The 20,345-nt window shown below is 66.0% G+C and carries 17 protein-coding genes; 6 read left to right on the top strand and 11 right to left on the bottom strand.

Features of this window, described 5'->3' with window-relative positions; genetic code table 11:
* Positions 1-3 precede the first annotated feature (3 nt).
* Both acnA and IDT60_RS23530 read right to left on the bottom strand, forming a co-directional pair.
* Positions 4-2,814 (bottom strand): aconitate hydratase AcnA, encoded by a 2,811-nt coding sequence (gene acnA / locus IDT60_RS07910; RefSeq protein ID WP_191081491.1) that lies wholly within the window; start codon positions 2,812-2,814, stop codon positions 4-6.
* 166 nt (positions 2,815-2,980) lie between these two features.
* Positions 2,981-3,271, bottom strand: coding sequence for a hypothetical protein (locus IDT60_RS23530; RefSeq protein WP_370590740.1), 291 nt, complete (start codon positions 3,269-3,271; stop codon positions 2,981-2,983).
* A 404-nt stretch (positions 3,272-3,675) separates the two neighbouring features.
* Here IDT60_RS23530 and IDT60_RS23525 point away from each other — a divergent pair, with 404 nt between their 5' ends.
* Positions 3,676-3,774: a hypothetical protein gene (locus IDT60_RS23525; protein ID WP_370590739.1), complete on the top strand. Its 99-nt coding sequence runs from the start codon at positions 3,676-3,678 to the stop codon at positions 3,772-3,774.
* 630 nt (positions 3,775-4,404) lie between these two features.
* Here IDT60_RS23525 and IDT60_RS07900 read toward each other — a convergent pair.
* The gene (locus tag IDT60_RS07900) at positions 4,405-6,381 is read right to left on the bottom strand and encodes an APC family permease (protein ID WP_191081489.1); all 1,977 of its coding nucleotides are present in this window, start codon (positions 6,379-6,381) and stop codon (positions 4,405-4,407) included.
* Between the two features lie 118 nt (positions 6,382-6,499).
* On the opposite strand from IDT60_RS07900, the gene IDT60_RS07895 reads away from it, so the two are divergent.
* Positions 6,500-7,171 carry a TrkA family potassium uptake protein gene (locus tag IDT60_RS07895; RefSeq protein ID WP_164200735.1) on the top strand — a complete coding sequence of 224 codons (672 nt, stop codon included), beginning with the start codon at positions 6,500-6,502 and terminating at the stop codon, positions 7,169-7,171.
* Positions 7,171-7,914 (top strand): TrkA family potassium uptake protein, encoded by a 744-nt coding sequence (locus IDT60_RS07890; protein ID WP_191081488.1) that lies wholly within the window; start codon positions 7,171-7,173, stop codon positions 7,912-7,914. Before IDT60_RS07895 ends, IDT60_RS07890 begins: the two co-directional genes overlap by 1 nt.
* Here the strand turns inward: IDT60_RS07890 and IDT60_RS07885 are convergent.
* The 4 genes from IDT60_RS07885 to dut form a co-directional block, all read right to left on the bottom strand.
* The gene (locus tag IDT60_RS07885) at positions 7,881-8,687 is read right to left on the bottom strand and encodes a DUF3159 domain-containing protein (protein WP_191081487.1); all 807 of its coding nucleotides are present in this window, start codon (positions 8,685-8,687) and stop codon (positions 7,881-7,883) included. The genes IDT60_RS07890 and IDT60_RS07885 overlap by 34 nt on opposite strands.
* Positions 8,684-8,962 carry a hypothetical protein gene (locus IDT60_RS07880; protein WP_223883923.1) on the bottom strand — a complete coding sequence of 93 codons (279 nt, stop codon included), beginning with the start codon at positions 8,960-8,962 and terminating at the stop codon, positions 8,684-8,686. Before IDT60_RS07880 ends, IDT60_RS07885 begins: the two co-directional genes overlap by 4 nt.
* A 73-nt stretch (positions 8,963-9,035) precedes the next feature.
* Positions 9,036-9,788: a DUF3710 domain-containing protein gene (locus tag IDT60_RS07875; RefSeq protein ID WP_164200743.1), complete on the bottom strand. Its 753-nt coding sequence runs from the start codon at positions 9,786-9,788 to the stop codon at positions 9,036-9,038.
* A gap of 105 nt (positions 9,789-9,893) precedes the next feature.
* On the bottom strand, positions 9,894-10,427 hold the full coding sequence (gene dut / locus IDT60_RS07870) for a dUTP diphosphatase (protein ID WP_191081485.1): 534 nt from the start codon (positions 10,425-10,427) through the stop codon (positions 9,894-9,896).
* 160 nt (positions 10,428-10,587) lie between these two features.
* Between dut and IDT60_RS07865 the strand changes: the two genes are divergently transcribed.
* Positions 10,588-11,076 carry a DUF3093 domain-containing protein gene (locus IDT60_RS07865; RefSeq protein ID WP_164200747.1) on the top strand — a complete coding sequence of 163 codons (489 nt, stop codon included), beginning with the start codon at positions 10,588-10,590 and terminating at the stop codon, positions 11,074-11,076.
* 46 nt (positions 11,077-11,122) lie between these two features.
* On the opposite strand, the gene IDT60_RS07860 is transcribed toward IDT60_RS07865, so the two are convergent.
* Positions 11,123-11,422 (bottom strand): DUF4193 domain-containing protein, encoded by a 300-nt coding sequence (locus IDT60_RS07860; RefSeq protein WP_164200749.1) that lies wholly within the window; start codon positions 11,420-11,422, stop codon positions 11,123-11,125.
* A 182-nt stretch (positions 11,423-11,604) separates the two neighbouring features.
* On the opposite strand from IDT60_RS07860, the gene sepH reads away from it, so the two are divergent.
* Positions 11,605-12,996: a septation protein SepH gene (sepH, locus tag IDT60_RS07855; RefSeq protein WP_191081484.1), complete on the top strand. Its 1,392-nt coding sequence runs from the start codon at positions 11,605-11,607 to the stop codon at positions 12,994-12,996.
* A gap of 4 nt (positions 12,997-13,000) precedes the next feature.
* On the opposite strand, the gene IDT60_RS07850 is transcribed toward sepH, so the two are convergent.
* Genes IDT60_RS07850 through IDT60_RS07840 form a run of 3 tightly spaced genes read right to left on the bottom strand, consistent with a single transcriptional unit; the run spans position 13,001 to position 17,705 of the window.
* Positions 13,001-14,233 (bottom strand): alkaline phosphatase family protein, encoded by a 1,233-nt coding sequence (locus IDT60_RS07850; RefSeq protein ID WP_191081483.1) that lies wholly within the window; start codon positions 14,231-14,233, stop codon positions 13,001-13,003.
* A gap of 1 nt (position 14,234) precedes the next feature.
* Positions 14,235-14,978 (bottom strand): DUF5998 family protein, encoded by a 744-nt coding sequence (locus IDT60_RS07845; protein ID WP_164200755.1) that lies wholly within the window; start codon positions 14,976-14,978, stop codon positions 14,235-14,237.
* A 42-nt stretch (positions 14,979-15,020) separates the two neighbouring features.
* Entirely contained in the window at positions 15,021-17,705 is a 2,685-nt protein-coding gene (locus IDT60_RS07840) for a GNAT family N-acetyltransferase (protein WP_191081482.1), read from the bottom strand.
* Positions 17,706-17,828: 123 nt separating this feature from the next.
* Between IDT60_RS07840 and IDT60_RS07835 the strand changes: the two genes are divergently transcribed.
* Positions 17,829-20,336, top strand: coding sequence for a DNA topoisomerase (ATP-hydrolyzing) subunit A (locus IDT60_RS07835; RefSeq protein ID WP_191081481.1), 2,508 nt, complete (start codon positions 17,829-17,831; stop codon positions 20,334-20,336).
* Positions 20,337-20,345 lie beyond the last annotated feature (9 nt).

Raw genomic sequence — 20,345 nt, 5'->3', positions numbered from 1 at the left:
CCGCTAGTTTGCGGAGATCTGGCGCAGGACGTACTGCAGGATGCCGCCGTTGCGGTAGTAGTCGGCTTCGCCCGGGGTATCGATGCGGAGTACTGCATCGAAGGACTTGGCCGAACCGTCTTCTGCGGTGGCGGTGACCTTGAGGGTCTTGGGCGTGGTGCCTTCGTTCAGGGCGGTGACGCCCTCAACCGCGAAGGTTTCCGTGCCGGTCAGGCCCAGGGTGGCTGCGGACTCGCCGGCCGGGTACTGCAGCGGCAGGACGCCCATGCCGATCAGGTTGGAACGGTGGATGCGCTCGTAGCTTTCAGCAACGACGGCCTTGACGCCCAGAAGCGCCGTGCCCTTCGCAGCCCAGTCACGGGAGGATCCGGACCCGTATTCCTTGCCTGCCAGGACCACCAGCGGAGTGCCGGCTGCCTGGTAGTTCTGCGCGGCGTCGTAGACATAAGCCTGCGGGCCGTCAGCCTGGCTGAAGTCGCGGGTGAAGCCACCTTCGACGCCGTCCAGCAGCTGGTTCTTGATACGGATGTTCGCGAACGTGCCGCGGATCATGACTTCGTGGTTGCCACGGCGTGAGCCGTAGGAGTTGAAGTCCTTGCGCTCCACACCGTTGGCCAGCAGGTACTGACCGGCAGGGGTGTCCGACTTGAAGGAACCGGCCGGGGAGATGTGGTCCGTGGTGACCGAATCGCCCAGCTTGAGCAGCACGCGTGCGCCGGTGATGTTCCGGACGGGCTCGGGCTGCGCCTTCATGCCCTCGAAGTACGGGGGCTTCCGGACGTAGGTGGAGTTCGGATCCCAGGCGAAGGTGTCACCGGCGGGCGTGTCAAGCGCCTTCCAGCGTGCGTCGCCATCGAAGACACCCTCGTAGCCGCGGGCGAACATGTCCTTGTCGATCGAGGAATCGATGACCTGCTGGACCTCAACCGGGTTGGGCCAGATGTCTTTCAGGAAGACGTCGTTGCCTGCTTCGTCCTTGCCGAGGGAATCGGTGTCGAAGTCGAAGTCCATGGTACCGGCCAGGGCGTAAGCGATGACCAGCGGCGGGGAGGCCAGGTAGTTCATCTTCACGTCCGGGTTGATCCGGCCTTCGAAGTTGCGGTTACCGGAGAGCACTGCGGTGACGGAAAGGTCGTTGGCCTGGATGGCCTCGGAGATTTCAGCGTCCAGCGGGCCGGAATTGCCGATGCAGGTTGCGCAGCCGTAGCCCACAATGTAGAAGCCGAGCTTCTCCAGGTAGGGGGTCAGGCCGGACTTCTCGTAGTAGTCGGTGACTACCTTGGAACCGGGAGCCACGGAGGTCTTGACCCACGGCTTTGACATGAGGCCCTTGTCCACGGCGTTGCGCGCCAGCAGCGCGGCTGCCAGCATCACAGACGGGTTGGACGTGTTGGTGCAGGACGTGATGGAGGCGATGGACACCGCTCCGTGGTCCAGTTCGAACTCGCGGCCGTCTTCGGTCTTGATGTGCACCGGGCTGCTCGGACGCCCGTTGGCGCCGTTCGCTGCGGACACAACACGGCTGGTCTCGGTGGTGTGCGAGTCGGCGTGCGTGAAGGACGGGGCATCCGAGGCCGGGAACGACTCGTCCAGGGACTCGTCCACGCTGCCGTCTTCGATGGCGACGTAGTTGTGGATGTCCTTGCGGAACTGCTCCTTGGCATCCGTCAGCTCAATGCGGTCCTGCGGACGCTTGGGGCCGGAGATGGACGGAACAACCGTGGAGAGGTCCAGTTCAAGGTACTCGGAGAACTTGATCTCACGCGACGGATCGTGCCAGAGGCCCTGTTCCTTGGCGTAGGACTCCACGAGTGCCACATTTTCGTCCGAGCGGCCGGTGAGGCGCAGGTAATCCAATGTGACGTCGTCGATCGGGAACATTGCGGCCGTGGAACCGAATTCCGGGCTCATGTTGCCGATGGTGGCGCGGTTGGCCAGCGGCACCGCTGCAACACCTTCGCCGTAGAATTCCACGAACTTGCCCACGACACCGTGCTTGCGGAGCTGCTCGGTGATGGTCAGCACAACGTCGGTGGCAGTGGCGCCGGCCGGGATGGACCCGGTCAGCTTGAAGCCGACAACGCGCGGGATGAGCATGGAGACGGGCTGTCCCAGCATGGCCGCTTCGGCTTCGATGCCGCCAACGCCCCAGCCGAGGACACCCAGGCCGTTGACCATGGTGGTGTGCGAGTCGGTGCCAACGCAGGTGTCGGGGTAGGCCCGGACTACGCCGTCAATTTCGCGGGTCATCACCGTGCGCGCCAGGTATTCGATGTTGACCTGGTGCACAATGCCGGTTCCCGGGGGAACCACCTTGAAGTCATCGAATGCCGTCTGGCCCCAGCGCAGGAACTGGTAACGCTCACCGTTCCGCTGGTATTCGATCTCCATGTTGCGCTCCAGTGCGCCGGAGTTACCGAAAGCGTCGATCTGGACGGAGTGGTCGATGACCATTTCCGCAGGAGCCAGCGGGTTGACCCGCTTGGGGTCACCGCCGAGTTCCTTGACCGCTTCACGCATGGTCGCCAGGTCCACCACGCAGGGGACGCCGGTGAAGTCCTGCATGATCACGCGGGCAGGCGTGAACTGGATTTCTGTATCGGGCTGGGCATTGGGATCCCAGCCAGCCAAGGCACGCACGTGATCGGCAGTGATGTTCGCGCCGTCCTCGGTCCTCAACAGGTTTTCAAGCAATACCTTGAGGCTGAACGGAAGGTTTTCTGCACCTTCAACGGAGTTCAACCGGAAAATTTCGTATTCGGTTCCGGCTACATTAAGTTTGCCTTTTGAACCGAAGCTGTCCACTGTGCTCATCGCAGGACTCCTCTCGCAACAGTTTCATCTTTGTCGCGCGGTAGACGGCTTGCTAGTTAGGCAGGCCTAATTAGTGCTGGCCAGATATGTTGCAGGAGGTCAGCCATGAATACTCAGCCGTTAATACGGTGCGCGACGTGGGATTACTACCGCCATCCTAGTAGCATCACCGGGCCGGCGTCAGCAGTGCGACAGTCTCCATGTGGTGGGTATGCGGATAGAGGTCAAAGGCGCGCAGGCCCGCCAGCGCCCACCCTGCCTGCTGGAAGTACCCCACATCCCTGGCAAAGGATGCCGGATCACAGGATACGTAAGCAACGGCCCGGGGACCGGCGGCAACCAGCTGGCTGACCACGGCCTTCCCCGCTCCCGCCCGCGGAGGATCCAGGATAACGGCGTCGAAATTCCGCGGTTTCTGGCGGAGAATGCGCTCAACCCGCCCCTGGACGATCTCCACCTGAGGCGCCTCATGCAGGTTCTTCCGGGCGTCCCGGCTGGTCCCGGGCGCGCCTTCGACGGAAAGAACGGACCCGGTTTCGCCCACCGCGTCAGCCAGCGGTGCCGTGAACAGCCCGGCTCCGGCGTACAGGTCGGCAACCACGGAACCGGCTGCCAGGAATCCGCCCTCGTGAAGGAAGGATGTGACCGCCCTCACAAGCGTCCCGGGCGCGTCGCGGTGGATCTGCCAGAAACCTGCGCCGGTGACCCGGTAGTCATGGCCTGCTGCAGACTCCTGGACCCAGGTCCGGCCACGCAACGGCGTGACGTCCCCGCTGAGGGGATCCAAAGTGGCCACCGAGACGTCGTCCGGGAGCTGCGCCGCGATGGCACTGAGCCGTTTGGGCTTTGTTCCGGGAGCAGGTGCAAGCAGTACCAGGGGGCGGGAACCGTTTGACGGCGCTGCCACCTCAACACGTTCGATGCCCTGCAGGTCGATATCCCAGAGCCGCAGCCCATTGATGCGCTCCGTTGCGAGCGGCATTTCCCGGACAGGGATGATCTGGTCCGACCGGTGGGCGTGCATGCCGAGTTTTCCGCCGGGGGTGACCGAGAAACTCGCGCGCGTCCGCCACCCGAGGCCCGTGCCGGCGTCGTACGCCGCATCCGTGCCGGACGCGGGATCCGCGCCCGGAACATGCGCCCCCACTGCCTCCACCAGGTTGAGTGTGTCCCGGCCATCGGGCAGACGGTCGACGCCGGCGAGCCGCTTGAGCTGTTCAGCCAGTACCGCGGACTTAAGTTCGCGCTGGCTGGGCAGGGCGATGTGCCCGAACTCGGCACCGCCTACCGGCGGGTGTCCGTGCTGCCAGGAACGGAGGGAGTCGGCCGGGCGCCAGAAGGGTTCCACCCGGTCCGGGGATGCGGCCAGGACCTCCACCACGTCTGCCCGCCAGAATTTCGCTGACTCCCCCGCATCGGTCAGGCGGGCGCGGACTTTTTCGCCGGGAATCCCGTGGCGGACAAAGATCACCCTGCCCTCGTGGCGGGCTACGCAGTGGCCGCCGTGGGCTATGGGTCCGACGTCGAGCACCAGCTCGACGGCGGCTTCCTGTGCGGGGGCTGTCCGGGACGTGGACTGGGACTGGGGGTTCATTGAATATCCTGCAGGTTCTTTGCTTCTTCGGATGATTTAAGCTGCCACGGGACACTGGCCACCATCACGCCAGGTTCGAAGTGCAGCCGGGTCTTGATGCGCAGCGCCGTCTGGTTGTGAACCAGTTGTTCCCACCATTTGCCCACTACGTACTCGGGGATGTAGACGACGACGAGGTCGCGGGGCGAATCGCGCCGCATGTTTTTGACGTACTCCATGATCGGGGTGATGGTTTCCCGGTATGGGCTGGCAAGGACCGTGAGCGGCACGGGGATGTCGAGCTTGTCCCAGTCGGCAACTGTCTGCGCTGTCTCTTCGGCGTTGATGTCCACCGTAATGGCATCAAGCCGCGACGGCCGTGACGCCCGGGCATACGCCAAGGCACGCAGCACGGGCTTCCGCACGTGGGAAACCAAGAGTACCGCGTGGACCCGGGACGGCAGGGCCCGCGGGGAGGAATCCTCGTCCACGGCCAGTTCCTTTGCCACGTTGTCGTAGTGCGCCCGGATACTCCACATGATCAGGAACAGCACCACCATCGCGAGCAGCGCAAGCCAGGCCCCCTGGGTGAATTTGGTGATCAGGACGATCACCAGCACCAGGGCTGTCATGCCGAAGCCGATGCTGTTGATGGTGCGGGACTTGACCATTCGGCGTCGGACGGTCTTGTCCTTGGCAAGCTTGAGGTGCCTCCCCCAGTGCCTGACCATGCCCAACTGGCTGAGCGTAAACGAGATAAAGACGCCCACGATGTAGAGCTGGATCAGTTTGGTGACATCGGCGTTGAACGAAATGATCAGCACCAGCGCTCCGCCGGCCAGGGCCAGGACGCCGTTGCTGAACGCCAGGCGGTCACCCCTGGTCCGCAGCTGGCGGGGAAGGTAGCCGTCCTGGGCCAGGATGGAACCGAGCACGGGAAAGCCGTTGAACGCGGTGTTCGCTGCGAACACCAGAATCACGCCCGTCGCGGCCACCACAACGTAGAACAGTATGGAGCCGGGTCCGAAGATGGTTTGCGCGATCTGGCTGATCGCCGGGGTCTGGATATATTCTTCGGGCAGCGGCAGCCCGTTCAGGAGGAATTCCGTGGCCGGGTCCAGCACAATATGGACCTTGGTGGCGTTGGCCAGGAACATGATTCCAGCCAGCATGGCGGCGCCGATCGTGCCTAGAAGCAACAGGGTGGTGGCCGCGTTTTTGCTCTTAGGTACCTTGAAGTTGGGCACGCCGTTGCTGATGGCTTCAACACCGGTCAGGGCGGCGGCGCCCGAGGAAAAGGCCCGCAGCAGCAGGAAGGCCCCCGCCAGGCCCACCAGCCCTTCGTCGAAGCCGGGCGCCGGAACAATCGTGAAGGCCGCGGACGGCGCCTGGCCCAACTGGCCTGTTACCGCCTGGAAAATGCCCACGGCCGTCATGCCCAGGATGGAGGCCATAAAGATGTAGGTGGGGACCGCGAAAAGGGTCCCGGCTTCCTTGACCCCCCGCAGGTTGACCAAGGCGAGGATGACCACGCCGATGGTGGCGATGAGCGCCTGTTGCCCATGGAGGGCGGGTATGGCCGTGGTGAGGTAAGTGGCCGCCGAAGACATCGAGACCGCCACGGTCAGGACGTAGTCCACCAACAGGGCCGAGGCAACTGTCAGCCCGGAAAACTTGCCGAGGTTTTCGTTGGCGATCTCGTAGTCGCCGCCCCCGGAGGGATACGCGTGCACGTTCTGCCGGTAGGACGCCACCACTGTCAGGAGCACCACCATGACAGCCAGGCCCACCCAGGGCGAGAAGGCTACGGCGCTGATGCCGGCGAGGGCCAGCGTCAGCAGGATTTCATCCGGGGCGTAGGCCACCGATGACAGCGCGTCTGAGGCGAACACCGGAAGTGCTATCCGTTTGGGCAACAGCGTGTGGGCGAGCCTGTCATTCCTGAAGGGCCTGCCCACCAGCACCCGTTTAACGGCATTCAGTATTGTCAGCACTCCACAAAGCTAGTCTGATTCGCGGCCCGTGTCATGACGGCGGCCAGGCGGCTGCGGCAGGCGGCCTGCCGGTAGAGTTCTAGCAGCAGCAACGGGCGACGGAAGGTAAGGAAACACGGTGGCGCATTTCGTGATCATGGGATGTGGCCGGGTGGGGGCAACTCTGGCACACACGCTGGAGGACGCGGGCCATTCCGTCGCGATCATCGACCAGGACGACCGGGCGTTCCGCCGGCTCCGCCAAGGCTTCACCGGACGCAAAGTCACGGGTGTGGGCTTTGACCGGGACACCCTCCAGCAGGCCGGCGTGGCTGACGCCTACGCCTTCGCGGCCGTGTCCAGCGGAGACAACTCAAACATCCTGGCAACCCGCGTGGCTCGCGAGACGTTCCATGTTCCCCACGTTGTAGCCAGAATCTATGATCCGGGCCGGGCAGAGATCTACCAGCGGCTGGGCATCCCCACGGTGGCCGCCGTGCGTTGGAGCGCCGACCAGGTGCTGCGCCGCATCCTTCCCGAACAGCACCTCGCGGGCGATTTCCGCGAGCCTTCCGGCCGGCTGGTGCTCACCGAGGTGGACCTCGACGCCGGCTGGATCGGCCACAGGGTCAGCGAAATCGAGAAAGTCGCAGCCATCCGGGTCGCCTACCTGACCCGGTTCGGCGAGGGGATGCTCCCCGAGGCCGGCACGTCGTACCAGGACGGCGACACCGTGCACGCCATGGTTCCGGTAGACCGCAGTTCCCAGGTGGCCCAGGTCCTGGCCAAAGCACCCGCCAAGGAGTCGTAGTGAAAGTAGTGATTGTTGGCGCTGGCAGCGTCGGTTCATCCATCGCCAGGGAACTGCTGGCCCACAAACACGACATCCTGCTGATCGACCTCAAGCCTGAGGTCATCGGACGCAGCGGGCTGCGCGGCGCGCACTGGCTGGTGGGCGATGCCTGCGAGCTCAGCACCCTGCAGGGGGCAAAAGTGGAGGAAGCCGACGTCGTGGTTTCAGCCACCGGGGATGACAAGGTGAACCTCGTCGTCTCACTCCTGGCCAAGACAGAATTCGGCGTGGGCCGCACTGTGGGCCGGGTCAACAACCCCAAGAACGACTGGATGTTCAACGATTCCTGGGGGGTGGACGTGGCGGTGAACACCCCCCAGCTGATGACTGCGCTGGTGGAAGAGGCAGTGGAGATCGGTGACCTGGTCAGGCTCCTGACGCTTCAGACCGGCGTTTCCTCGCTGGTGGAGTTCACGGTCCCGCACGATTCCCATGTCATTGGCCTGACCGTTGGAGATATCCGGTGGCCCGAGGATTCAACGCTGGTGGCGATCCTCCGGGACCATGCCCCGATCACTCCCAGCCGCGACGACGTGATTGACGGCGGCGACGAACTGTTCTTCGTCACCACCATCGCCGCAGAAGATGAGCTGCGGGCGCTGCTGTCCGCGGAATCGGCCACGGCTGACGATGCGGCCGGGCCCGAAGGTGTTCAGCCCGCCGAGGTTCAGGCTCCGGAAGACGACGGCTTCGACGGCTGAGCGCCAGGGTCAGCCCCGGCCGGCGCCGGCCGGGTGATCAGCCACGCGACCCAGACGCCCAGGATGTACAGCGGGGCAGCCATGATCAGCCGGGTGGTGGCGAGTGCAGCCAGTCCGTCCTCGCCCATCAGGTAAAGGGGTACCTGGACCACCAGCCGCAGGACCAGGACCGCCACGATGACCCAGGTGCCCAGGCGGTAGGCCTTGAGCCGTGCCGGGTTCTTGCGCCAGTCAAGGCCTTCATTGCGGATGAAACCGAACAAGAGTCCCGCCACCGGCCATTTGATGGCGATGGAGATGACCATCGCCACAATGTAGGCGGCGTTGGTGAAGAAGCCCGGAAGATAGAAATCTTCCGCTTTCCCGGTGGTGTTTGCGAGCCAGGCTGAAATGCCCACGCCCACAACGCCGGCAAGCGCCTGGGTCAGCGGGCGCCGCTGGATGAGCCGGGCCACCGTAAACGCGGCGGCCGATGCCAGCGCTGCGACCAGGGCCAGCGTGAGGTCCCGGGTGATTGTGAAGGCCACCAGGAACAACAGGCCCGGCACGATGCTCTCCGCGATGCCCTGGACCCCGCCGGCGGTCTTGAGGACATCAATCCGGCCGTCGTGCGTGCGGTGCAGGCCGGCTTTGGCCGCGTAGTCCGCCGCGAGGCCCGCCATCGGAGAGGGTTCCCCGGGGGACGGTTCGGGGCTGGCGGGCTGCGGTCCGGATGGTTCCGGAGAGCGATGGCCCGATCCGGAGTGCGGTTCGGGCAGCTGGGGCGAGGTCATTCGTGCTCCTGGCGGGAAAGTATTTCGTAGCGCGGATTGAACATGGTGGGCAGTCCATGGCTTTGGGTCAGCATGCCGTTGACGCTGACTTCCGTGCCGGCATCGATCCCCGGCACTTTGCGGCGCCCCAGCCACACCACCCGCAGGCGCGCGTTCCTGCCAGGTACCGGTCCGGCGCCGGGGTGCAGGACTTCAGCGTCGGAGAGGATGGCGGTGAACGCCGGATTCTGGTCCGCGGGCACATAGGTTACCGATTCAACGTACCCGTGGCACATCACCCGGCCCCTTTCCGGGAGCTGGCTGACCGGCACCCCATGACCGTGCGGGCCCGGGGGGCGTTGCCCGGAATCAGCCAATCTGGGTGATTTCCGGGCCGCGCTCGGGCCCCTTGAATTCGGGCTCCCTGACCTCAGGTTCCTTGAATTCGGAGGCCCCGGGAGGCGGAGCAGCGCTGGCGTCCTTGGGCAGCCGCAACTGCAGCAGGTCGCGCGGAGGCATGGGGCTGTCGCCGCGGATCACCACGATCCGGCGGAACAAGTCCTCCAGCGGAGCGGCGGCCTCACGCTCCATCGCGGCTTCTCCGCCCAGGACGCCGCGCAGGAACCACCGGGGTCCGTCAACGCCGATGAACCGTGCCACCCGGTAGCCCTGGCTTCCGTCCGGGGCGCCGGCGGGGAGCTTCGCCACGAGTTCGGTTCCGAAGGCACCCTGCACCTCTTCGACCTGGCCGCCCTGGCTTCCCACGGACTGGCCGATCTGCTCGCGGATTTCGTCCCAGAGCCCCTCGGTCTTGGGTGCGGCGAACGCCTGCAACTGAAGGCTGGAGCCGTTCAGGTCCATGGTCACAGCAACCACCCGCTGCGTGGCTTCCTCCACCTCCAGCCGGAGCTGAAGCCCCTCACTCGGGGCAATGAGCAGCGCTCCGAGGTCCACGTAGCCGTCGCGGCTGGAGACTTCGGAAACATCAAAGGGGCCGTTGGCCCGCCGGCCGGTGTCCTGGGAACCCTTCCCGGCCGTGTCCTCTGATTCCGCTGCCGCCGAGGACTCTTCCGGCTCGCCGGCCTGGTCCTTCTTGGATTTCCTGCCGAGCCCAAAAACCATGGGGTTGTCTCCTTAGTTGTGAAAGTGCCCGGCCGGCCGCTGGGTCCCGCCAAAATCTTCGCTGCCGCAGTCAGACAGTCCCGGGCTGCCACCTCGTGGCTAGTGTCAGGCGTTGCCCGGCGTGAAGCCGCCGGTGGAACCGAATCCGCCGGCACCCCGGACCGATTCACTCAAATCGTTGACAGGGACAAACTGCGCGTACTCCACGCGCTGGATCACCATCTGTGCAATTCTATCGCCGCGCCGCAGCTCGACGGCGTCCCGCGAATCAGTATTCAACAGGGTGACGGAAATTTCGCCGCGGTATCCGGCGTCCACCGTCCCCGGGGCGTTGACGATGGTTAATCCGTGTTTTGTGGCCAGCCCTGAACGCGGGTGGATCAGGGCAACAAAGCCGTCCGGGAGGGCGATGGAGACGCCCGTGGGCACCAGCTTCCGCTCCCCCGGCTGCAGCACCACATCCTCCCTTGCACGGAGGTCGGCTCCCGCGTCACCGGGGTGCGCGTAGGACGGCGCCTCGAGTCCGGCGTCGAGCATTTTCAGCTGCACCTGCAGCGTGGGGGCACCGTAGGCCACCGGTACAGCACCGGTGGGCGCAGTGTCAGGAACGGTCTTCAAGGTGGCAAGTTCGTCAGTCACAGTCACTCACTCTAACGCCCCGCCGCAGCTGCGGCCTAGACAACGGAAGGCAGCCGGGCGCGGGCACGGCTTAGAGGGACCGGGCAGGGGCGCCGGGATACGAATCCGTTGCCGGGACGGCCAAGATGAATTAGCCGCCCAAAGATGGAAAGCTGATGGCATGCCCGAATCCAGTTCCGCCGCACCTGTCCCCAACACCCCTTCCGCCGGCACCCCGGCAATCTTCCAGGAAAGGCTGTGGCCAAACGTCTGGATGTGGATCATCGCGGCGGGCGTCTCGAGTGCGGGCATCCTTGTCTTCGCGCCCATCACCTGGGCAGCGGGCTATACAGCCGCTGGAGTGCTGTTCGTCATCATCTCCGTCCTGCTGGTGGTCTCCACCCCGAGCATCGTGGTTACCGGGGATACCCTGACCGTGGGCCGGGCCACCATCGAACGCCGCTTTATCGGCGCAGTGGAAACCTTTCGTGAGAAGGAAGCCACGGCCCAGCGCGGGACCAGGCTCAACGGCCTTGCCTACCTGTGCATCCGGGGCTGGATCGACCCCGTGGTGCGGATCGAGATTACCGACCCGTCCGACCGGACTCCGTACTGGCTGACCTCTACCCGGCGGCCCGAGGAACTTGCTGCCGCCCTGACCGGTAAGTAACTGAACTGAATTGTCTGCACGCAGTATCGTCCGGGACGCAGCGGGGTCAGCTTTCACATTCCCTGCAGTAGAAGTGGCCGTCCTTTTCCCTGGCGATCTGTGAGCGGTGACGGACCAGGAAGCATGACGCGCAGGTGAATTCGTCGGGCTGCGGCGGGATCACCGTGACCAGCAGTTCCTCGCCGGAGAGGTCGGCTCCGGGAAGCTCGTAGCCTGCGGCGAGGTCGGTTTCGTCCTCTTCCACTACTGCCGTCGGTTTGTCTGTCCGCCGGGACTTCAGTTCCTCCAGGGAATCCTCGTTGAGGTCTTCTTCAGATTTGCGTGGCGCATCGTAGTCGGTGGCCATCTCCGCTCAACCCCGTTCCTTTCGCGTCGGCGGGCTTCACCTTCATAACGCAGCGCGGCTCCGGTTTGTGCCCCGGCGCACAAAGTCCCGGAATATCGCGGCGCGCCCTCGCTCCTCACCCAAAACACCGCCCGCGAGTGGCAGAGTTTCGATTGATAGTAATGCCAGGGTGGAGGATTTGTATGCAGGATCTACGGCTTGTAGGCGTGCACGACGACGGAGTGCATCTCCTGTTGAGCGGTGCCGGCGGCGAGATGTTCCAGCTGCCGATCGATGAAGCACTGCGGGCGGCCAGCCGGTCGACGGCGAAAGCCGTAAGCACGGCTGCGCCCATTGCCATGTCCCCGCGGGACATCCAGGCGCGGATCCGCAGCGGTGCCACCGCTGCGGAGGTGGCAGAGCTTTCGGGGCTTCCGCTCGCCAAGGTGGAGAGGTACGAGGGTCCGGTCCAGGCCGAACGGGAGTACGTGGCCCAGCAGGCGCGGAAGGTTGAAGTGGCATCGCCCTCGCCGGGTCATGACACGTACCGCTCCGTCTTTGGTGAGAACCCTGCCACGCTGAATGACATGGTCAACCACCGCCTCGCAGCCCACGGGATTGAACCGTCCACGGTGCAGTGGGACTCGTGGCGGCGGCAGGACGGCAGCTGGACTGTCGCGGCCAGCTTTGAGCCCAAGAAAACGGGCACGGCAGGCATCGGCGAGGAACCCCCGGCACTCTGGACGTTTAGCCCCGCCCGCAGGGCCCTGCAGAACGCCAACCGGTGGGCCCAGCAGCTCAGCGAACTGGAACCGTTGGACGGTCCTGTCCCCGCCCGCAGGCTGACGGCCGTCTCGGACCGGCCTTTTGACTTCGAAGCCGATGCCGAAGCGGCGGCCCGCAATGCCACCGGCCCGCAGCCCGTTCTCCAGGCCGCCAAGGAATCCGATGGGCTCCTGGACATGCTGCGCTCCCGCCGTGGCCAGCGCCTGGGTGTGGACGAGGATGCGGACGATGCCTTGGCGCTGCTGCTGACCCATGGTGTCCCCGCCGCGCATCCCCGCCCGTCTGAGGTTGTAGCCGAACGTCCACACACTCCGGTGGAGGACGCTGCACGGGACACCCGGGACCCGGCTGCCGGTGACGGCACCGAATCGGACAACGCGGCCCCGGCTGCCGCCCTGGATCCCCACACACGCAAGCGAGACGGCCGGCCGTCCATGCTGTCCCGCCTGAGCATGATTCCGCCGCACCGCGGACATGATGACGATCACGACAACCTGAAACTGCACGACGGCGTCAGTACCGACACACGGGAAGTCACCATTGTGGCGTCCCCGGCTCGTCCGCTTCCGCCGGGTGCCCCGGCTGAACCGCCCGTGGAATCCGGGCAGGCCGGTCCGAGCGTGGGCCTGGACGAACTGCTGGGCGGCGGAAGCCCCCGCCGGGCAGCCTATGCGGCCGGCCCCGACGAGTCCGGGTCCGGCGACCACTACAGCGCCGATTCGGACCAGCCGGAGAGGCAGCCGGCCAAGCCGAAGCGGTCAACAGTGCCCAGCTGGGATGAGATCGTCTTCGGGACCAAGCGGGAGTAGGGCTTTAGCGTCCCCGGGCCTTGCCTTCGGCGGTGAAGCACAGGAACGGAACTTCGCGTTCGGCTTTGGTCAGCGAGCCGTGCTGGCCCACCACTTCCATGGCGGCAGGCCGGACCCGGCGCGTGTCGTAAAGGGCCAGGGCGTCCCGGGCGGCGATCATCACGTCACCAATCCGGGGGCCGACGGCCGGGCGCAGCGGCCCAAACAGTCCGCCGGCGATGGCTTCATCCCGGGTGAAGGCCCAGATCCTGTCGCCGAAGCGCGCCCGCCAGGCCTGCAGGAGCCGTTCACGGCCCGCAGCATCGGCAGGGTCCTCCAGGTAGAGGTGCACCATCCGCGGTTCCCCAGCGGTATGCCGCACGCCTTCGATGAGTGAGGTGTCAGCCGCGTAGTCGATCCGTTGCTGTTCCGGTACGTCCAGCATGCCGTGGTCCGCGGTGAGCAGGATGGTGGTGCCGGCAGGAAGCGACGTGCTGAGCCGTTTGACCGTGGCGTCGAGCTCTTCGAGCTGGTGTTCCCACTGTTCGGACTGGCAGCCGTGGCGGTGTCCTGCCTTGTCCAGTTCGTTGACGTAGAAGTACATCAGCGCCGGACCGGCCGCAGCCATGGCTTCGGCGGCGGCCGCGGTGCGGGCGTGGGACGTCACGGCGGACACAAATTCCCCGCCCCGGAGGGCCGCCTGGGTCATGGGCGAGTTGCCGAACTGCGGCAGGCTGACGGTGGTCACGCTGACGGTCTCAGCGGCGCGCTCGAACACTGTGGGGAAGGGCTGCCAGGTACCGGGGTCGACTTTGGCGTCCCAGTTGCCCAGCATGTTGACCACTTTGTCCTGGTCCGGGTCCAGGACGTCGTAGCCCACCATGCCGTGCTGGCCGGGCGGGAGCCCGGTGCCGAAACTGGCCAGGGCCGCGGCCGTGGTGGACGGGAACGTGGAGTCCAGCCACACGGGGATTTCACCCTGCCCCGCCTGCATCACGCCGCGCAGGAAGGGTGTGTGGGCGGACTTCTGCTTCAGCAGGTTCCGGCCGAGGCCGTCGGCCAGGACCACGCAGACGCGCGACGCCGGCGGCAGGCCAAGGGTGTTGGTGAATCCCGGGACGCCGAGGCTTGCCGCGGCGCTGGTCAGGACCTCAGCGACGGAACGTTGCCCGAACGCGGGAGCGGACGGCAGGTTCTGTGGCCGAGTGATTCCTTCGAAGGGGGCTGCGGAAGCGCTTGTTTTTCCTGAAACCGGCATCTCAGCGCTGGTGCCCGCGGCTGAGCCGGTTGCCGAACACGCCTGTGCGCGGGCGGGGCGGGAGTGTCTGGCCGGAGTGCGGGGCCGGCGTTGTGGAGCCGGTGTTCACGGCCCGCAGGGCGCGGGCGAAGAGTTTGGCGTCCTGTACTGCCTGGGGGCCGTCCGCTTCGGCGCTGATGCGCAGGACGATGTCTTCCTGGGCAATGGTGCCGCTGTAGCCGTGGTCGGCCTCGCACTGGGGATCGCCGCAACTCGCGGGTCCCATGTCCAGCCGCTGGCCGCCGGACCAGGCGATGGCGAGGGTAACCTCCCGGACCGGGTCCGAGGGCTTGTAGTCCTGCGGCTGGGAGTACATGTAGCTGAGAACCACGGAGCGGATCTGGGCCACGGGTACGGACTCGGTGGAGATCTGGGCGACGATCTGTTCGCCGGCTTCATCGAGCTGCTGATCGTCCACATGGGTGATGACCAGCATGTCGGACGTGAGGACCAGCACGGTGATGTGGCGGCGGACCTCGGCCCGGTCAAAGTGGGTTTCGAGGTGCACCAGGTGGGCCACGCATTCGCGGCCGTCCAGGGCGTCGTCTACGACGTCGGCCACCAGGCGCGGGTAGAAGCCGGCCTTTTGGAGGGCGCCGTCCAGGGTCTGGGCCTGGGGCGTGTGGCTGTGTGAGCTGTGGGGTCGGGGTGCCTGGTTGTCATTGCCGGGCGTGGATGGCGTCGACTGGGAAGGCTGTGAGCTCATTCCCCCATTTTCACAGATCAGCCGGGGACATGCTAACCGCGGTCAGCCCAGCATGGCGCGGCGGGCGCTGTCCGTGCGGCGGGCAGCGTTGCCGATCCGGATCTCCGCGGCCAGGATGGACAGGCCCCGGGCGCCGCAGAGGACAGGGTTGAATTCGACCAAGGCTACTTCCGGATGGTTGTCCTTCAGCCAGGCCAGCCGGCCGGCCAGATCCTCCAGGGCCTCCATGTCGACGGCCGGCAGGCCCTGGTAGCCCAGGAGCTTGCGGGCGGCCCGCGGTGCACGGACGAAGTCCCTGACATCCGCGGCGGACAGCGGCGGCACGCGGTGCGCCCAGTCGTCCAGCAGGTTGACGGCGTCACCTGCCAGCCCGAAGGAGATCACTGGTCCAAGCAAAGGATCCTCAATGGCACGGAATGTGCAGGCCTGCCCCACCGGGGCCATGGACTGCACCTCCAGGGAGGACGAACCGTAGGGTGCCAGCGCACGCCGCATCTGAGCGATGTTCCGCCGCAGCGAGTCGGCATCCTCGATGTCCAGGCGCACCCCGCCCAGGTCCAGGCGGTGGCGAAGTGAGGGGTCCGTCGTTTTCAGCGCAACCGGCCAGCCCAGCCGCTCTGCAGCCTCAACTGCCTCGTCCGCGGAATCAAACCGTGCGGATGGCAGCACGGGAATTCCATAGTGTGCCAGAAGTGACGCCGTAGACGCCGGGTCCAGGGCCTTCAGTTCAGCGCCATGGACATCGCGGAGCAGATCGTCCAGGAGGGCGTCCGCGCTTTCCGGATCGCAGCCTGCGGGTTCCACGAAGTGGCCCGGGTCCCGTGCCAGCCATTCGGAATACCGCACCACGGCGGCGAGCGCCGCCACTGCCGCGCCAGGGTTGGAGAAGCACGGGACAGCGCGCCCTTCGGACCCCACCATCCCTTCGACGTAGATGGAGGCGTCCAGGATGCCGGTAAACGCGGCAATCACCGGCTTGCCGGCGGCCGCGGAGCACTCGGCCAGGACCTCGGCAATGTGGTCAACGGTCAGGCCCCGGACGGGCAGCAGCGCGGCCACCACGGCATGCACGGACTCCGAAGCGAGCGTCTCCTGGAGGCTGCGGCGAAGGGCCGGCAGGGCGAGGGACATCCCGGCCTCAAGATTCACGCCCGTGACGATGCCGTCCACGGTCAGGCCATGCGCTTCGGCGGCGTCGGCCACCACTTTGCCCAGCGCCTGGGAGTTGCTGAAGATCGTCAGGCGGGGCCCTCCGGGCAGGGGCTGGCCCGCCACGATCTGGGTGACGTCCATCAGCTCTTCGATGGTCTGGACCCTGATGACGCCGGACTGGCGCATCATCGCGTCCAGTGCCCCGGCGGGCGCCTGCGTGGTCCGGACGGCGTGGCCGGGCGGCAGCCGCAGTCCCATGGTCTCGGACTTGGCGACCACCACCGGCTTGGTGCGGGCGAGCCGCCGGGCGATCCGGGAGAATTTGCGGGGGTTTCCGATCGACTCCAGGTACAGGCCCACTGCGGTGGTGTCGGCGTCGTCCTCCCAGAACTGCATCATGTCGTTGCCGGAAACGTCAGCCCTGTTGCCGGACGAGAGGAAGGTGGAGAGTCCCAGCCGCCGCCGGCTTGACGCCGCGTAGAGGGAAACTCCGATAGCGGCCGACTGGCTGAACAGCCCCAGTCCGCCGCGCCGCGGCATGGCGGGCGCCATTGACGCGTTGAGCATCACGGCCGGGTGGGTGTTGACGATTCCCAGCGACGCCGGCCCGATCACGCGCATGCCGTTGGCCCGCGCTTTCCGGACGAGGTCCCGCTGCCGTGCCAGACCGCGTTCGCCGTCGTCCGCGAAACCGGACGATGCGATCACCAGCCCCTTGACTCCTGCCGCGGCGCAGTCATCCACCACCCCCGGTACTTCCTCATACGGAACGGCAATGACGGCTAGCTGCACCGGATCCGGGACCTCGGACAGGCGGCCGTAGGACATCATGCCGGCCAGTTCCAGGGCCTCGGGGTTGATGGCGTAGACCGGCCCGGCAAAGCCGCCCTCGATGACATGTTCGAGCAGCTGGTGCCCCACGGTCCCCCATTTGCGGCTGGCGCCGATGACCGCAACGGACGACGGCGTCAGCAGGTCCCGGACGCTCCTCGCCTCCGCGCGGTGCTCGCGTGACTCCATGACGGCCCGCGATTTTTCGGTGGGGCCGATGTTGAACTCCAGGCTCACCACACCGTCATCGAAATGGCGTGTGACGTCGTAGCCGGCGTCAGCGAAAACCATGAGCATTTTGCGGTTCTCCGGCAACACTTCGGCGGTGAACCGGCGGATGCCGTTTTCGTGCGCGGCGGCGGCGAGGTGCTCCAGGAGGATGGAGCCGAGTCCCCTGCCCTGGTGGGCGTCGGAGATGTTGAAGGCGACCTCGGCCTCAGTGGGGTCATCGAGCCTGTCGTAGCGGCCGATTCCCAGGATTTCGCCGCCGAAGGTGATGACCAGCGCCACCCGGTCCTTGTAGTCCACTTCCGTGAAGCGTTTGAGCTCCTTGCTGGACAGCCGGGCTTTGAAGGTGAAGAACCGCATGTAGATTGAGTTCTGCGACTGTCCGGCGTGGAAGGCCTGGACGGCGTCCGCATCGCTGGGGTGAATGGGCCTCAGGTGCGCGGTGCCGCCGTCACGGAGCACGACATCGGCTTCCCAATGTTCCGGATATTCGCCGTCCCCGGGCTGATCCACCATAGGCTTAGCCTAACCACAAACTGACGGCGCAGGCCCAGCCGTTTAGCCTCGGGGCAGGAAACTGCCCAAAAACCTGCGCTCATCCAGAGCACCACCAGTTACCCAGAAGGATCCACCAGCCCCATGGCCCGCCGCCAAAGCCCAGCCCCTGCGGGGGAAGCCACCCAGGACTTCGTCGAAAACATCGTGGACATCGATGTCACGTCCGAGATGGAAGGTTCCTTCCTGGAGTACGCCTATTCGGTGATCTACTCCCGGGCCTTGCCGGACGCCAGGGACGGACTCAAGCCGGTGCAGCGCCGGATCCTGTACATGATGAGCGAGATGGGCCTCCGCCCGGACCGCGGCCACGTCAAGAGTGCGCGCGTGGTGGGCGAGGTGATGGGTAAGCTCCACCCCCACGGCGATACCGCCATCTACGACGCCATGGTGCGCATGGCCCAGGATTTCTCGCTGCGGCTGCCGCTCATTGACGGCCACGGCAACTTCGGCTCGCTCGACGACGGGCCGGCGGCTCCCCGGTACACCGAAGCCCGCCTCGCCGCGGCGGCTTTGACGCTGACGGACCACCTCGACGAAGACGTGGTGGATTTTGTCCCCAACTACGACAACCAGCTGACCCAGCCGGACGTGCTGCCGGCAGCGTTTCCCAACCTGCTGGTCAACGGCGCCACGGGCATCGCCGTCGGCATGGCCACCAACATGGCCCCGCACAACCTGGTGGAGGTCATCTCCGCCGCGCGGCATCTGATCGCGCACCCGGACGCCACGCTGGATGACCTCATGCGGTTTGTTCCCGGTCCGGACCTGCCCACGGGCGGCCGCATCGTGGGCCTTGACGGGATCCGTGACGCCTACGCCACAGGCCGGGGTTCCTTCAAGACCCGGGCCAAGGTGGAGGTCGAGCAGCTTTCCGCGCGGCGCACCGGCCTGGTGGTCACGGAACTGCCGTACATGGTGGGCCCGGAGAAGGTGATCGAGAAGATCAAGGATGCGGTCAACAGCAAAAAACTGACCGGCATCAGCGACATCGTTGACCTCACGGACCGCAAGCACGGCCTGCGCCTGGTCATCGAACTGAAGAACGGGTTCAACCCGAACGCCGTTCTCCAGCAGCTGTACCGCTACTCCCCCATGGAAGACTCCTTCGGCATCAATAACGTGACGCTGGTGGACGGCCAGCCGCAGACCCTCGGGCTCGTGGCTCTGCTGTCCGTCTACGTCGGCCACCGCATCGACGTGGTGCGCCGCCGCACGTCCTACCGGCTGGGGAAGAAGAAGGACCGCCTCCATTTGGTCGAGGGCCTCCTCATCGCCATCGTGGACATCGACGAGGTCATCCAGATCATCCGCTCCTCGGATGAGGTCCCGGCAGCACGCGAACGGCTGATGTCCATCTACGACCTCACCGAAATCCAGGCCAACTACATCCTGGAACTGCGGCTCCGCCAGCTGACCAAGTACTCACGGATTGAGCTGGAGAAGGAACAGGACGAGCTGCGCCGCGAGATTGCCGAACTCGAAGCCATCCTCGGCTCGGAGCAGCGGCTGCGCGAACTCGTGTCCGCCGAACTCGGCGACATCGCCGAAAAGTACGGCACACCCCGCCGGACCGTCCTGCTTGAATCGGAGGCCGTCTCCCCGACCGTCGCCGCCCTGGCCGCGGCCCCCGGCCGGAACGGCAAAGCAGCCCCGCTGGCCCTGGAGATCGCAGACGATCCCTGCTGGGCGATCCTGACAGCCTCCGGGCAGATCGCGCGGACCTCCAACCAGGAACCGCTCGCTGAAGCGGGTCCCCGTACCCGGCACGACGTCTTCCGCTCGGTGGTCAAAACTTCCGCCCGCAGTGAGATCGCCGCTGTCACTTCGCAGGGGCGGATGCTGCGGCTCCAGGTCATGGACATGCCGGTCCTGCCGCCGATGTCCGGCCTGCCCAACCTTGCCGGCGGTGTCCCGGCGAAGGACTTCATCACCCTGCTCAAAGGTGAAGCGCTGGTGGCGTTCGCGCCGCTGGATGAAGTCCTGGCCATCGGCACCGCCCAGGGTGTGGTCAAACGCGTCCAGCCGGACTACCCCCTGAACCGTGAAGACTGGGAAGTGATTGCGCTCAAGGACAAAGACGTGGTGGTAGGCGTGGCCCCGGCCGGGTCCGAGGACACCGACCTCGTGTTTTTGACGCGGGAAGCGCAGCTGCTCCGGTTCAGCGCCGCCAACGTCCGCCCGCAGGGCAGGACAGCAGGCGGCATGGCCGGCATCAAACTCGGCACGGGAGACCATGTGATCTTCTTCGGTGCCGTGGCGCCCGACGATGACGCCGCCGTCGTGGTCACCATCGCCGGTACCGACGGCGCCCTGCCGGGGACCGCGCCCGGTGCAGCCAAGGTGACGGCCTTCGCCGAATACCCTGCCAAGGGCCGCGCCACAGCCGGTGTCCGCGCCCACCGGTTCCTCAAGGGTGAAGACACACTGCTGCTCGGCTGGGCGGGGCATGGACCGGCCAAGGCATCTTCACTGGCCGGTGTTGCCAGGTCGCTGCCGCAGGAACACGGCAGGCGTGACGGGTCGGGGATTCCCCTGTCCCAGGCCGTGGACGTGGTGGGCCCTGGCATGGCGCGGACGGATCCGTCCTAGACTGCTGCC

Source organism: Pseudarthrobacter sp. BIM B-2242 (genome assembly GCF_014764445.1).
GTDB classification, from domain to species: Bacteria; Actinomycetota; Actinomycetes; order Actinomycetales; family Micrococcaceae; genus Arthrobacter; species Arthrobacter luteus_A.
The sequence above is the reverse complement of the archived record's forward strand: the minus strand, read 5'-3'. Positions and strand labels throughout refer to the sequence as shown.